At 61.5% G+C, this 13,804-nt stretch carries 11 protein-coding genes; 5 read left to right on the forward strand and 6 right to left on the reverse strand.

Annotated elements, in window-relative coordinates:
- Window positions 1–96 precede the first annotated feature (96 nt).
- From hisI to MKZ40_RS08730, 4 genes are all read left to right on the forward strand, one after another.
- Window positions 97–543 (forward strand): phosphoribosyl-AMP cyclohydrolase, encoded by a 447-nt coding sequence (gene hisI, locus MKZ40_RS08715; RefSeq protein ID WP_043334240.1) that lies wholly within the window; start codon window positions 97–99, stop codon window positions 541–543.
- Window positions 544–580: 37 nt separating this feature from the next.
- The gene (gene yidD, locus MKZ40_RS08720) at window positions 581–862 is read left to right on the forward strand and encodes a membrane protein insertion efficiency factor YidD (RefSeq protein WP_206752250.1); all 282 of its coding nucleotides are present in this window, start codon (window positions 581–583) and stop codon (window positions 860–862) included.
- A 149-nt stretch (window positions 863–1,011) separates the two neighbouring features.
- Complete coding sequence (locus MKZ40_RS08725; protein WP_052384668.1) at window positions 1,012–1,413, forward strand: MbcA/ParS/Xre antitoxin family protein; 402 nt, start codon at window positions 1,012–1,014, stop codon at window positions 1,411–1,413.
- A complete protein-coding gene (locus MKZ40_RS08730) occupies window positions 1,410–2,144 on the forward strand; it encodes an RES family NAD+ phosphorylase (RefSeq protein ID WP_172978668.1) in 735 nt (244 codons plus the stop codon). The genes MKZ40_RS08725 and MKZ40_RS08730 overlap by 4 nt, the downstream gene beginning before the upstream one ends.
- A gap of 198 nt (window positions 2,145–2,342) precedes the next feature.
- Here the strand turns inward: MKZ40_RS08730 and MKZ40_RS08735 are convergent, their stop codons facing one another.
- On the reverse strand, window positions 2,343–2,774 hold the full coding sequence (locus MKZ40_RS08735; RefSeq protein ID WP_054556665.1) for a SufE family protein: 432 nt from the start codon (window positions 2,772–2,774) through the stop codon (window positions 2,343–2,345).
- A 111-nt stretch (window positions 2,775–2,885) separates the two neighbouring features.
- Window positions 2,886–4,148 carry a site-specific integrase gene (locus MKZ40_RS08740; protein WP_348994695.1) on the reverse strand — a complete coding sequence of 421 codons (1,263 nt, stop codon included), beginning with the start codon at window positions 4,146–4,148 and terminating at the stop codon, window positions 2,886–2,888.
- A 502-nt stretch (window positions 4,149–4,650) separates the two neighbouring features.
- Between MKZ40_RS08740 and MKZ40_RS08745 the strand changes: the two genes are divergently transcribed.
- Window positions 4,651–5,616, forward strand: a complete 966-nt coding sequence (locus MKZ40_RS08745) for a DNA-binding protein (RefSeq protein WP_175088779.1) — start codon at window positions 4,651–4,653, stop codon at window positions 5,614–5,616.
- Between the two features lie 228 nt (window positions 5,617–5,844).
- Here the strand turns inward: MKZ40_RS08745 and MKZ40_RS08750 are convergent, their stop codons facing one another.
- From MKZ40_RS08750 to gorA, 4 genes are all read right to left on the reverse strand, one after another.
- Complete coding sequence (locus MKZ40_RS08750) at window positions 5,845–7,251, reverse strand: PhoH family protein (protein ID WP_175088778.1); 1,407 nt, start codon at window positions 7,249–7,251, stop codon at window positions 5,845–5,847.
- A gap of 340 nt (window positions 7,252–7,591) precedes the next feature.
- A complete protein-coding gene (locus tag MKZ40_RS08755) occupies window positions 7,592–10,174 on the reverse strand; it encodes a TRAP transporter permease (protein ID WP_175088777.1) in 2,583 nt (860 codons plus the stop codon).
- A gap of 503 nt (window positions 10,175–10,677) precedes the next feature.
- Window positions 10,678–11,667, reverse strand: coding sequence for a TAXI family TRAP transporter solute-binding subunit (locus tag MKZ40_RS08760; protein ID WP_166017970.1), 990 nt, complete (start codon window positions 11,665–11,667; stop codon window positions 10,678–10,680).
- Window positions 11,668–12,185: 518 nt separating this feature from the next.
- The gene (gene gorA, locus MKZ40_RS08765) at window positions 12,186–13,574 is read right to left on the reverse strand and encodes a glutathione-disulfide reductase (protein WP_175088776.1); all 1,389 of its coding nucleotides are present in this window, start codon (window positions 13,572–13,574) and stop codon (window positions 12,186–12,188) included.
- Between the last annotated feature and the right edge of the window lie 230 nt (window positions 13,575–13,804).

Genomic DNA, 13,804 nt, shown 5'->3' on the forward strand with positions numbered 1-13,804 from the left:
TCGCGGCTTGTGATATTGAATACTGCGTGAGCCCCTGCCGGCGTGACATGACGCTTGAGGGGGCTTCGATATGGACTCTGCAAGGAAACACCCTCAATGGCACAGGATGGACTGCTCAAGTCGCTGGAGAATGCCGATATCGGCGAGAAGGTCGCGCTGGAAGCGCTGATCGCCGCCTTGCCCTGGAATGGCGACGGGCTGATTCCCGCCATCGCGCAACAGCATGACAGCGGCGAGGTATTGATGATGGCGTGGATGAACGCCGAAGCCCTGCGCGAGACGCTCTCCACCGGTCGCGTGTGCTACTTCTCACGCTCGCGCAGCAAGCTATGGCGCAAGGGCGAGAGCTCGGGCCAACAGCAGAAGCTGGTCAGTACGCATCTGGATTGCGATGGCGATACCCTGCTGGTCAAGGTCGATCAGACGGGCCCTGCCTGCCATACCGGCCGCAAGAGCTGCTTCTACTGGCGCCTGGATGCTGAAGGTGCCGAGATTACCGATGCACCGATCATTGACCCGAACACCCTGTATGGCAACGCCTGAACGCCGCCACTCCCTCAGGCGCGGCGTGACGTCGGTCATGACGCGCCTGCTGACCGGCTTGCTGCGCGGTTATCAGCTGGTGCTCAGCCCGCTGCTGGGGCCGCGCTGTCGCTTCTATCCTTCCTGCTCCAGTTACGGGCTGGAGGCCATCAAGGTGCATGGGCCCCTCAAGGGGTGTTGGCTCACGGCCAGGCGTCTGTCGCGCTGCCACCCGCTGGGCGGGCCGGGTGGCGTGGACCCCGTGCCACCGCGCAAGGGTCACGCCTCGTCTGCCAGCTGCTGCGATGCGCATGATCAGGACGACGCGCCCAGGCCTTGAGGGCATACGCCTTGTGAGTGGCTGGGTCGAGTGCCCTGCGAGCGGCGGAGTCTTGCGGCTGGCTGTACGCATGTGAAGTGTTTCTGTGTTATCATTCACATGTGTATGGCGTCAGCTGTGACGCCATCGTCAGTCAGCAGGAGAATGTCATGTCCACCGCAGCCGCCCTCGATCGTGTGTCCCCGACCAGCCCCAGTGCGGGCCGTGTCGCCCTCAAGTCCTTCTTCAACATCATGGAGAAGTGGCAGTGCAGCGCGGCGGATCAGCGCGTGCTGCTGGGGGGCATCGGTACCACCACCTATCACAAGTATCGCAAGCTGCCGGAAGTGCGCCTGCCCAACGACACCCTGGAGCGTATCTCCTACGTGATGGGGATCCACAAGGCCCTGCGCATCCTGTTCAGCAATACGCCCGAGATGGCCCATGAATGGGTGCGGCGCCCCAATCGTGCGGCGCCATTCAATGGCCAGAGTGCGCTGGACTACATGCTGGCCGGCCAGGTGGTCTCGCTGGCCGACACTCGCCGTTATCTCGACGGAGTGCGTGGATGAGCGAATGGACGAGCGAAGGCAAGCATGTCGATGACTCCGCCCTGCCCGCGCTGACGCTGCCGGACTGGCAGAACGCCTGGCGCGTGATCTCCAGCGCCTTCCCGCCCATTTCGGTATTCGAGGACATTCTCGAGCCTGATGAGCTGGAGATGGCGTTTGCCATTGAGGCGCTGACCAATGATCGTCTGCGCGAAGAAGCCGGCGAGCTGAGTCGCGTCGCACCGCAAGACCGTATCAGCGGGCCGGGCTCCACGCCGGTGATGGCGGCCTTCACGCACATCGGGCGTGCCTCGCGCTTCACCGATGGCAGTTTCGGGGTCTATTACTGCGCCAGTACGCTGGATACCGCGATCAGCGAGACCCGCTTCCACATGGCGCGCTTTCTGGCCGATACCGCGCAGCCCAGTCAGGAAATGACCATGCGCAGCTACGTCAATCGCGTGACGCAGCCACTGCATGACATTCGCGAGGGCCATGACGCTCTCTGTCAGCCAGACATGGCCAGCTACCCTGCCGGCCAGGCCTTTGCCGCCAGGTTGCGAGAGACTGGCAGCTTTGGCCTGCTCTACCCCAGCGTGCGCCACGCTCAGGTGGATGCAAGCGCCGAGTGCGCTGCCATTCTGCGTCCGCCGGCGGTCAGCATTCCCATTCAGGGGCCGCACCTGCGCTATGTCTGGGATGGTCAGCATCAGGCCATGACGCATGTGCTGGAAGTGCGCGAGCATCGCTGAGGGCGTGCAGACGCCCTGCTGAACAGTCTGAAATTACCCTGAGAACGCCCTGGGTGAGAAAGCCCTGAGAAATTATTTAGAAAGACACAAAAAAAAGACGCCCGCCATTCCGCTCGAGATCTCGAGACTGGAATGGCGGGCGTCTTGCGTTACTCGTGTCGGCCCAGACCTGAAGCATCTGCCCCCAGACGACAGGCCTCAGGCGTTGGCGTGCAGCTCGGCGACGCCGTAGATACGCTTGAGCATCGCATGCAGGCCGTTGGAGCGCGTCGGCGACAGGTGCTTGTCGAGGCCGAGCTCGTTGAGGAAGGTCGGCTGGGTGGCGACGATTTCCTGCGGCGTCCGGTCGTTGTAGATGCGCAGCACCACGGCGATCAGGCCTGCCACGATGGCGGCGTCCGAGGTCGCCTGGAAATGCAGGCGCTGCTCGCTGCCTTCGCCACGCACTTCAGGATGAATCCAGACGTTGGACTGGCAGCCGTCGATCTTGGTCTCAGGGCCTTTCAGGGCTTCCGGATATTCCGGCAGCGCCTTGCCCATGTCGATGATGTACTGATAGCGGTCCATCCAGTTGTCGAAGAAGCTGAATTCCTCGACCAGTTCCGCCTGCGCTTGTTGCGCGTCGCTCATGCTGACTCCCGATGATGTCACTGCAAAGTGTCTGAAGATACGCTGTCGCCATGATAACGCCTGACCTCGCCGGACGCACGGCGCCTTGGGGCCTGAGCGTGGTGACAGCGCTCATGAGTCGTGTTCTGGCGCCTCAGGCGGATGGCCTGGCGTCGCCAGCGAATGTCTGGCCATCTGCTGCTGCCACTCGCTGTCCTCGGCGTGCAGGTAGCGCGATGTCGTATCCAGTCGCGAGTGTCTGGCGGAGCGCGACAGAAAGCGCAGCTCTACCCCGGCCTGTGCCTGATGGGTGATCGCGGTGTGGCGCAGCCAGTGAGGGCTTGCCTGATCGAGGGTCCGTGCCATCAGCTCGCTGGCGTCGCCAGGACTCTGGATTCGCTGGCGCATGTCAGCGGCAGCCTGTGTGAATGTCTGCTTGATCAAGCGGTAGAGCTGGTTGTCGCCGAGCGGTGTCGTGCCATCCAGGCGCGCCAGCAGCGGCAGCGTCTCGTCGGCGGGCAGCACCTGCGGCAGATCACTGAGCCCGCGCAGGCGTCGCCAGCGAACCAGCGCCTCGAGCATCGGCGGCGGCAGCGGAATCTCGGCCAGCTTGGCCCCCTTGCCTATCACGCGCCACCACCACTGGCCTTCCCGTTTGACGATATCGCCCATCCTCGCGGCGGCCATCTCCGCGATGCGTGGCGCCATCAGATAGGCGAACGCGAACAGAAAGCGCTGGCGCTCGGCCACGAAGCGCTCGCGGGACACCTCATCCTCAGGTGAAGCACCGAGCGGTGTCAGCTCCTCGCAATGCGCTTCGATACGCCCCCACAGCCAGTCCCATAGCGGGCGCTCGAGATAGCGTTCGATGCGCAGCGTGCGGTTGTCCATGCGGCGCTTGTCGCGCATCAGGCGGAACGGGTTGCGTGACAGGTAGCCGGCCTCGATCAGCCAGGCATACATGCCCTGCAGGATCACCAGGCTCTGACGGCGGCTGGCGGGGGCCAGCGGGCCGCGAAAGGGTCGCCACTGCGGATGCTTGCGGGCGCGCACGCTGCCGATCCAGACCTCTGCAGGCTGAGGGTCGGCCAGAAACGCTTCGAAGTGCTCGAGGCGTTCGCGATCCAGGCTGGCCAGGGCGGACTCTCTGCCCTGCTCTCCCTCGGCCTTGAGCCATAGCAGCAGGCGCTCCGCCTCCTTGCGATAGGCGCGCAGCGTCTGAGCGCTGTGGCGATATTCGTTGAGCCAGGCGGCCACGGCTTCGACATCCGTGCGGGCGCGAATCAGTGAGCGATCGTCAGCGGCCGTCAGCTGGGCATGCTGTTGCGCTCTGGATAGCTCACCCTCCAGATGCCCGACCAGCGCGGTGATGCCGTCTTGTGTGCTTTCTTCCACCGATCAACTCCAATTGCTGCCTCTCGCCTGTCTGGCGCGTCATATCAGGCGTACGCCGCTCTGTGGCGCCCCTGTCCTTCTGTAGTCTGCCCTTTCCTGTTCTGTCCTTCCCTGTTCTGTCCAGGCTTGGCCTGTCCTCGGGGCTGATTGTGACGTTATGGTCATGATAATTCAAGATAAGGCGCGTAATCATGAATTTATTAATCTGCTCGTATCGTAAATTACGTATTACGTAATATGTAATTATCTTTATCTTGTCAGAAAACATCGTTAAGATGGGCGCCAAGCTGATGATAGGCCGACGGCAGAAGAAGGCGAGCGTCATCCATGGTGACGCTCTTTCAGATGACGTGGCCCATCCGCTGCCTTTACGTTATGAGAGTGCGTGCTGGAGAGTGGTAGTTGGCCGCGCTTCGTGGCGTAATGGCGGTCAAGCAGCAACGACTGACGACGTATCAATGACAGACTACGTATCAATGACGGACTACGGACGGAGATTCCCATGGCGCGCACTGGCGTCCAGTACGAGGATGTACAACGAGCCATCGAGTCACTGATGGCGCGGGGCGAGGCCCCGAGCGTGCAGAAGATTCGTGAAGTGCTGGGGACCGGCAGCTTCACCACCATCAGCGATCATCTGCGTGACTGGCGCCAGCGACGCGCCGAGAAGCGTGATGAGCCGCTGAGCCAGGCCATGCCCGACAGTCTCACCGAGACCCTGGCCACGGTCTGGAAAGAGGCGCAGTCACTGGCCAATGAAAGTCTGGTGCACTATCGCCAGGAAGCGGACAAGCAGACCGTCGAGGCGCGTGAAGCCGAAGCGCAGGCACAGCGCCGCGCGGAAGATGCCGAACAGCGTCTCAGCGCCCTGTCCGAGCAATTGGTCCAGGTGCAGGCGCGACTTGAAGAGCGCGTGCAGGCCTTGGCGACATTGACCAATGAGCAGGAACATTGGCAGCAGCTGCAGGACAAGCTCGAAAAGCGTCTGACCCTGGCCCAGGAAGACATCGCGGCCATGGAGCGCACGCGCGAAGTGGACCATGAGCGTCATCAACAGGCGATTCAGGCGCAGGAAAGCGAGTGGAAGGAACGCCTCGCGCAGGAAGAGGCGCGTCATGAATCCAGTGAAACGCGCCTGATGAAGATGCTGGATGATGCACGGCTCGAGAAGAGTGAGCTCGACAAGCAGCATCGACGTCGTCAAGAGCAGCTCGAGAAGCGCGTCGAGCGTCTCGATGCCCAGGCGGCCGAGCAACGCAAGCAGCTACAGGAAGAAGAGCGTCGCCGCTTTGAAGAGACAAAGGCTCGCCAGCAGCGCGAGACGGAGCTCAAGGACATGCGTGCGCAGCTGGAGCACTCCTCGGCGGAATACTCACGCCTGGAGGCCCAGCTCGGACAGCTGACACATGAGAACAAGCTGCTCAAGGAACGCCTGGCCTTTGCGCCCTTGCCGCCCTTCGTATGCTGAAAGCCTTGCGAGTGATTGCCACGCATTTGCGGCGTGATCTCCGTGACTGACATGACGCAATGCACACGAAAACGCCGCCCATCAGGGCGGCGTTTTCTGTCAGTGCTGTCGTGGTCTCATTCTCGTGATACCACTTCTTGATGCCGAGCTTGTGATGCCAGAGCCGCCAGTGTCGTGATGACGACGCCATCGTGTGGCTATCAGGTTGTCGAAAGTGTGATGAACCACTTACAGCAGCTCTTCCGCGACCAGTGCCAGACGTGAGCGCTCGACGCACTTGAGTGTCACGTGACTGGCATGCGGCCACGAGCTGAAGCGCTGCACTGCCACCGCAAGGCCACAGGTATTGGCAGTCAGGTAGGGAGTGTCTATCTGGCCCACATTGCCCAGCAGAACCACCTTGGTGTTGGCGCCCGCCCGTGTCAGCAGGCCCTTGAGCTGCTTGGGTGTCAGGTTCTGGGCTTCATCGATGATCAGGAAGGTGTCGCTCAACGTGCGGCCGCGCATGAAGGACGGTGAGCGGATCTGGACACGATTGCCGATCCAGGCGCGCGTGGCCTCCTCGTTCCAGGCGCTGGTGCCTTCTCCTTCCTTGCGCAACAGGTTATCCATGTTGTCGTGGAAAGCCCCCATCCACGGTGACATCTTCTCTTCTTCGGTACCGGGCAGAAAGCCGATCTCTTCGCCCATCGCGATCGGCGCGCGGGTGAAGATGATGCGCTCGAAACGCTTCTTCTCCAGCGTCTGCTCGAATGCGGCAGCCAGCGTCATGTAGGTCTTGCCTGTGCCTGCACTGCCCGCGATCGACACCATGTCGACGCTGTCGTCCATCAGCAGATTGAGGGCGAAGTTCTGGCGACTGTCATGGGCATTCACCCCCCAGGCGCTGCGCTCGTTGCGATAGTTCTGCAGCACTTCCAGGCGTGCATAGTCGTGCTCCAGCTCGCGCACGATGGCCTCGAAGCTGGCGCCATCATCTCCATCGCAATCCGCGATCAGCATGCCCGGGTACCAGTCCTTGGGCATCTGACCTGACAGCTCATAGAAGGTGCGATGATGCTCGCGCGTGACGGTGACATCGACCTGCATGTCATCCCAGACGCCCTGGCCGTCGTGGCCGGCCTCATGGAAGAGCTTGACGCCCTCGATCATGGCGTCGCTGTCGGTGAAGGCGCGATCCGTCAGATAGTCTTCCACCGCCATGCCCAGGGCGGCGGCCTTGATGCGCAGGTTGATGTCCTTGGTCACCAGGATGACCGAGGCGTCCTGACAGCGTGCAGACAGGCTTCGAGTCTCGGCGAGTATGCGATTGTCGGCACAGACGTCGCTCTGATCGACATGGCCGGAGAGGAAATGAAGGTTGCCCGCGCCATTCATGGAAGGCGGGAGCGGAATTCCACGCAGGATTTCCTGCGGTGTGACATCCGCGGTGAGATCGGACAGCGTACGGCTGATCTGGCGGGCGGTATGGGCAATCTCCTTGTTGCCATTCTTGTGCTTGTCCAGCTCCTCCAGCACTGTCATCGGAATGACGACATCATGCTCGTCAAACTGGAACAGGGCTGAGGGGTCGTGGATCAGCACGTTGGTATCGAGGACGTACAGACGACGGGACTGCTTCTCGACTCTTACCATTGGCGACATGCCTTCCGTTGGAGTGTGCCCCTTGAAGCTAGCATGATGAATATGTCGATTGTGTTGCAAAAACGCGTTCAGATTTCACGCTAGCCTTGCAGACAGGTCACGCAAGGCAGGCGCATACTGTGGCTCCCTCATGAAATGCCCTCTTGCCAGGTGCCTGACAGCAGCATGCTGAGCAGCGCCAACCTGTAGCAGAGAGAGCCAGCCGCGCCGCAGGCATGAAAAGCCGCCCACCGAGAATCTCGGGGGCGGCTTTTGTTTATCCCCTCACGGCATTCGTCGTGAGGGTTGATTCTCTCAAGCGCTATCTTGTCGCTCGGATAGCCCTTCGTCGTCAGGCAGCGGCGGGTTGCTGGCGACGTCGACGTACCTGCAGGAAGCCGATAAGCCACAGCAATGCCAGTGCCGGCAGCATGGCGATTTCCTTCGGCGGACGCTCAGCTTTCTGCTGGATGCCATCGATGGTGAAGTCGAAATCGATGCCGGCCTGCTGTGCCACGCTGCCGTACTCGATCATGCTGACCAGCACCTGATCGTCGCTGATATCCAGCGTCAGGCCGACATCGGTCAGGCGGGCTTCGCCACTCTCGGCGTCAGAAACCGGCAGCAACACGGTCTTGGAGACCTCGTCGCCATCCAGGTTGATGCCCGAGACGTGAATCGGCAGCTTGCTGTCCACCGGCGCTTCGGCGATCAGCGTCTCGATCTGCTGGGGCGCGGCCATGGTGGTCGGCGGATAGATCATGTCCCACCAGTAACCCGGACGGAACAGCGTGAAGGTGATCAGCAGCAGACCGATGGTCTCGTACCAGCGCGTACGCGTCAGCCAGTAGCCTTGCGTCGCCGCCGCGAAGACCAGCATCGCCGCGACGGCCGAGGCCACCGTGATCGCCAGATGCCAGTAGCTGTCGATGTTCATCAGCAACAGATTGGTATTGAAGATGAACATGAACGGCAGGATCGCGGTGCGGATATCGTAGGTGAAGCCCTGGATACCGGTCTTGATCGGGTCTGCCTTGGCGATCGCGGCCGCCGCGAAGGCGGCTAGCCCCACCGGTGGCGTGTCATCGGCCAATATCCCGAAGTAGAACACGAACAGGTGCACGGCGATCAGTGGCACGATCAGGCCGTTTTCGGCGCCCAGATTGACGATGACCGGCGCCATCAGCGTCGAGACGACGATGTAGTTGGCAGTCGTCGGCAGGCCCATGCCCAGGATCAGGCTGATCACGGCGGTGAAGAGCAGGATCAGCATCAGATTGCCGGCCGAGATGAACTCGACGAAGGCGGTCATCTTGAGGCCCAGACCGGTCAGGGTCACGGTGCCCACGACGATACCTGCCGCCGCGGTGGCCACGCCGATGCCGATCATGTTCTTGGCGCCGATCACCAGGCCATGGAAGAGGTCTTCGCCACCGCGTTGCGCGGCGCCACCGACATTGCCTTCCTTGCGGAAGATGGCCACCAGCGGACGCTGGGTCACGGTGATGAAGATCATGAATAACACGGCCCAGAAGGCCGACAGCCCCGGTGACATGCGTTCAACGGTCAGGCACCACACCAGTACCACGACCGGCAGCAGGAAGTAGAGACCGACCTTGACGGTCGGGCCGACCGGCGGCAGTACATCGATATCGCCTTCCCCAAGTTCCGGGAAGCGTGCCGAATAGGCGATCAGTGCCACATAGGAGGCCAGCAGCAGCGGCAGCACGATCCAGACCGCGCCATCACCCGCCAGGGTCTTGATCCAGCCGATGCCGTAGTAGACGACCAGCGTGAGTATCCCCATGCCGATGAAGACGGTCAGGAAGGTCAGCAAGGTCGCGATCATGCTGGTCTTCTGGGTGCGCTTGAGGCCTTCCATGCCGGCCTTGCACGCTTCCAGGTGCACGATGTAGATCAGGGCGATGTAGGAGATCAATGCCGGCAGCAAGGCATGCTTGATGACGTCAAGGTAAGGAATGCCGACGTATTCGACCATCAGGAAGGCCGCGGCGCCCATGATCGGCGGCGTCAGCTGGCCATTGGTGGACGCGGCCACTTCCACGGCGCCCGCCTTGGTGGCCGGGAAGCCGACCTTCTTCATCAGCGGGATGGTGAAGGTGCCGGTGGTGACGACGTTGGCGATGGAGGAGCCGGAGATGATGCCGGACAAGCCAGAGGCGACGACGGCGGCCTTGGCTGGCCCGCCACGCATGTGGCCGAGCATGGAGAAGGCCATGCGGATGAAGTAGTTGCCGGCGCCTGCGCGCTCAAGCAAGGCACCGAACAGCACGAACAGGAACACGAAGTCGGTGGAAACGCCGAGCGCGACCCCGAATACCCCTTCCGTGGTCAGCCACTGGTGGCCGAGCAGCTTGTTGAGGCTGGCCCCGGCATGCGCGATGACGTCGGGCATGTAGGCGCCGAACAGGCTGTAGAGCAGAAAGACGCTGGCGACGACCGCCAGTGGCGGCCCGAGTGCGCGCCGCGTGGCTTCCAGCAGCAGGACCAGGCCGATCCCCGAGAACACCAGGTCCACGGTGGTATAGGCGCCAGCGCGACGTGCCAGTTCATCACTGAAGATCAGCACATAGGCGACACCCGCCACGGCGAAGATCGCCAGGGCCCAGTCATAGAGAGGAATACGATTGGCCGGTGCACCCTTGTAGGCCGGATACGCCACGAAGGCCAGCGAGATGGCAAAGCAGAGATGCACGGCGCGCGCGGTGTCGGAATTGAGCAGTGACAGCGGCGAGGCGTGGTAAAGCTGAAACAACGACCATGCCAGTGGAATCAGCCACATGAAGTGGCGGCCCACGAAGCCTACGGGATGACGGCCGCCGGTTTCCGACTCCAGCATCTCGAGGACTTCAGCATCATGATGCGTCTCGGCGTCTGACGCCTGAGACGTTGCTGCAGTTTGGGTTTTGGTCATTTTTGTGATCCGGTACGCGAGTCAGGCGATGGCTGACAGGTCACCTTCCTTCTCGACCAGAAGGCCCTGCTCAACCACATGCTTATCAAGCTGGTTACGTCTTCAGTATGTCCGGCCTGACAGATGTTTCCATTGATTCACCCGATCAGGGCGCAAATTATCTGAACGATTTCCTGAACGGGCAGCGAGCTAGGCTCGTGACGAGCGTGAGACCTTGCCTGGTCACGCTTGTCCATGCTGCGGCTGCCGTCACGCCACTTGCCACTCGCAGGCAAGTCCTGGCGGCGCGCTGACGGCGGGTGTCTCTGCTGCGCTATCCCTGCCCAGCCTTTTCCTGCTTGGCCCTTTCCTGCTCGGCCTAAGTGGCCGGCCGGGAATGCAGACTTTCCACAAGCGCGGAGACCGCAACGAGTGCGGTCTCCGGGAATTCCCTGTGCTCGGGTCCTTGAGCGTAGGATGAGCGTTGATGCACGGCGCCTCGCAGGCGAGGCGCGCAGGGCATATCACTCGCTCAGCAGGCCAGCTTCCTTGTAGTACTGCTTGGCGCCATCGTGCAGCGGCGCCGTCAGGGAAGCATTGACCATCTCTTCCTTCTTCAGGACCTGGAACGCCGGGTGCAGGCGCTGGAACTGATCGAAGTTGTCGAACACGGCCTTGACCACTTCGTAGGCGACGCGGTCTTCGACTTCGGCACTGGAGACGATGGTGGCGCGGACACCGAAGGTGGTCACGTCGTCATCGTTGCCGCGGTACATGCCACCCGGGATGGTCGCGACGGAGAAGTAAGGCTTCTCTTCGACCAGCTTGGTGACGGCGTCGCCGGTGACATTGACGATGTTCGCATCACAGGTAGTGGTCGCTTCCTTGATGGAACCGGACGGGTGACCCACGACGTAGACGTAACCGTCGATCTTGTTGTCACACAGTGCGGAAGACATCTCGGAGGCCTTGAGCTCGGAGGCCACGGAATACACGCTGGTGTCCTTGCCCTGCGAGGACAGCAGAGTGTCGATGGTCGAGCGCTGACCGGAACCCGGGTTGCCGATGTTCATGCGCTTGCCTTCCAGCTGGTCGAACTCGGTCACGCCGCTGTCCTTGCGAGCAACGACAGTGAACGGTTCCGGGTGCAGGGAGAACAGTGAACGCAGGTCCTTGTTCGGGCCGAAGTCTTCGAAGTCGCCCTTGCCTTCATAGGCATTGTAATGCGCGTCAGACTGGGCAACGCCCATGTCCAGCTCGCCGGTACGGATGCTGTTCAGGTTATAGCCGGAACCGCCCGTGGACTCGACGCTGCAGCGAATGCCGTGTTCGGCCTTGCCACGGTTGACCAAGCGGCAGATTGCACCACCAGCCGGATAGTAAACGCCTGTTACACCGCCGGTGCCGATGGTTACGAAGGTCTGCTCGGCGGCGCTGGCGCCTCCGGAGATCCCCATCAGGCCAAGACCTGCGGTCGCGACCGCCGCTGTCAGCGACTTCTTGATCATGGTCATGTTGAAACTCCCTTTGCTGGCTTGTTATTGGTCTTGCCGTCGTGCACCTCGATCCCGGCCAGCCCTTTGCTTTTATCGCGTGTGAAACAAGCCGATTTTCAGGCTTATCCACTGCCACATGGCTGATATTTCAGTAATTTGAGGTGCATAACGCTGCACTGAGACTAGCATAGCTGAAGTGCGCGAGTACCAGATTGTCACGCTTTATGCTACGAAAGGAGTAGGTGTTGGCAGTGAACTGCGCTGGCATCGACTTGTCTCTCGCCACACGAGGATTGCCGCTTCCTCATTGCGTGCAACTTTCCGCGCGGCTTCAGGTGTTGGCTGCTGCTGATTGTGTAACCTGCACCGTTACTCAGTAACCATGTTTCCCCTTTCGCAGTTAATATGCGCCTGGGAGCACGCAGAAGACGCATGCAAGAACGCCCCACGGCAAAGCCGTGGGGCGTTTTGTTTTTACGACGTTCAGTCTTTTCAAGGCTCAGTCATTTCGACGAGCCGTCTTGGCGACTGGCTTGTCAGGTGCGCGTGACACTGCGCATGGTGACGAACTCTTCCGCTGCCGTCGGGTGAATGCCCACGGTCAGGTCGAAGTCGGCCTTGGTCAGGCCGGCACGCACGGCGATGCCGATGCCCTGCATGATCTCACCGGCTTCATCACCGACCATGTGCACGCCGACGACCTTGTCGCTGGCGTCATCGACGATCAGCTTCATCAGGCTGCGCTCATCGCTGCCGGATAGGGTGTGCTTGAGCGGACGGAAGTCAGCGGTGTAGACGCGGATGCTGTCGAACTTCTCGCGCGCCGCTTCCTCGCTGAGGCCGACGGTACCGATGTTCGGATGACAGAATACCGCCGTCGCGATGCTGTCATAGTCCAGGCCACCCACGACGCCGTCGCCGAAGTGCGCACGCACCAGGTGCATGGCTTCTTCAAGCGCCACCGGCGTCAGTTCCGGGCCACCGATGATGTCACCCAGCGCGAGAATGGACGGGGTGGTGGTCTCGAAGCGTTCGTTGACGCGCACGGTGCCATCGACATTCAGCGCCACATCGGCATTCTCGAGCCCCAGGCCTTCGATGTTCGGCTTGCGACCGGTGGCGGCGAGGATACAATCCACTTCCAGCACCTGGCCATCGCTGAGACGCACGCTGTAGACGTCGCCCTGCTTGTCGATGGACTCGACCGTGGTGTTAAAGTGCAGATTGACGCCCTTCTTGGCCATCTCGTCACGCGTGAACTCGCGTACTTCGTTGTCAAAGCCGCGCAGGAACAGGCCGCCGCGATAGCTCAGATGCGTCTCGGCACCCAGGCCATTGAAGATGCTGGCGAACTCGACGGCGATATAGCCGCCACCGATGACGAAGAAGCGCTTCGGGAAGCTTTCCAGATCGAAGATGCGATTGGAATCCAGCGCATGTTCACGACCCGGGAAATCCGGCAGGAACGGCCAGCCACCGGTGGCGACCAGAATCTTGGCCGCGGTGTGGCGCTCGCCATTGACGACAACGGTGTTGGCATCGGCGATGGTGGCACGGCCTTCGATCAGCGTGGCGCCGGAATTGTTGAGCAGATTGCGATAGATACCGTTCAGACGAGAGATCTCGGCGGTCTTGCGATCGCGCAGGGTCGCCCAGTCAAAGCGCGGAGCGTCGACCAGATCCCAACCGAAGCCGGCGCTGTCCTTGAAGGCATCATGGTAGTGGGCAGCGTAGGAGTAGAGCTTCTTGGGCACGCAACCGACATTGACACAGGTACCGCCGAGGTAGCGGTCTTCTGCCACGGCAACGCGGGCGCCGGTCGCGGCGGCGGTCCGGGCAGCGCGAACGCCGCCGGAGCCGGCACCAATGACGAACAGGTCGAAGTCAAACTGGCCTGTCGCAGGCTGATGGGTCTGATCGGTCACGGGAATCTCCTTGATGAATTGGCCACATGGTATCAGGACTCGCGCGGCCTCGGGAGTCCCGCGTCGCTGGGCGCGGTTACCTGCGTATCGGCCTTCAGGTTGACCCTGTGGCCTCTGACACGGTAAATATGTCCCACAAGCATGTTAGACAAAAGTTACAACGTGCTGGCACAGGGGCTAGCACCGTCATTGGCGAAGCGCTCCGCGGGCGCGTAACATTGTCGCTCGTC

Origin of the sequence: Cobetia sp. BMC6, from assembly GCF_029991385.1 — a bacterium.
GTDB lineage: Bacteria > Pseudomonadota > Gammaproteobacteria > Pseudomonadales > Halomonadaceae > Cobetia.

Bases quoted from the DNA above. Each gene is read 5' to 3' on its own strand.
- MKZ40_RS08725 (WP_052384668.1), top strand. From the start codon at position 1,012: ATGTCCACCGCAGCCGCCCTCGATCGTGTGTCCCCGACCAGCCCCAGT.
- MKZ40_RS08730 (WP_172978668.1), top strand. From the start codon at position 1,410: ATGAGCGAATGGACGAGCGAAGGCAAGCATGTCGATGACTCCGCCCTG.
- MKZ40_RS08755 (WP_175088777.1), bottom strand. From the start codon at position 10,174: ATGACCAAAACCCAAACTGCAGCAACGTCTCAGGCGTCAGACGCCGAG.
- MKZ40_RS08745 (WP_175088779.1), top strand. From the start codon at position 4,651: ATGGCGCGCACTGGCGTCCAGTACGAGGATGTACAACGAGCCATCGAG.
- yidD (WP_206752250.1), top strand. From the start codon at position 581: ATGACGCGCCTGCTGACCGGCTTGCTGCGCGGTTATCAGCTGGTGCTC.
- hisI (WP_043334240.1), top strand. From the start codon at position 97: ATGGCACAGGATGGACTGCTCAAGTCGCTGGAGAATGCCGATATCGGC.
- MKZ40_RS08750 (WP_175088778.1), bottom strand. From the start codon at position 7,251: ATGGTAAGAGTCGAGAAGCAGTCCCGTCGTCTGTACGTCCTCGATACC.
- MKZ40_RS08760 (WP_166017970.1), bottom strand. From the start codon at position 11,667: ATGACCATGATCAAGAAGTCGCTGACAGCGGCGGTCGCGACCGCAGGT.
- MKZ40_RS08735 (WP_054556665.1), bottom strand. From the start codon at position 2,774: ATGAGCGACGCGCAACAAGCGCAGGCGGAACTGGTCGAGGAATTCAGC.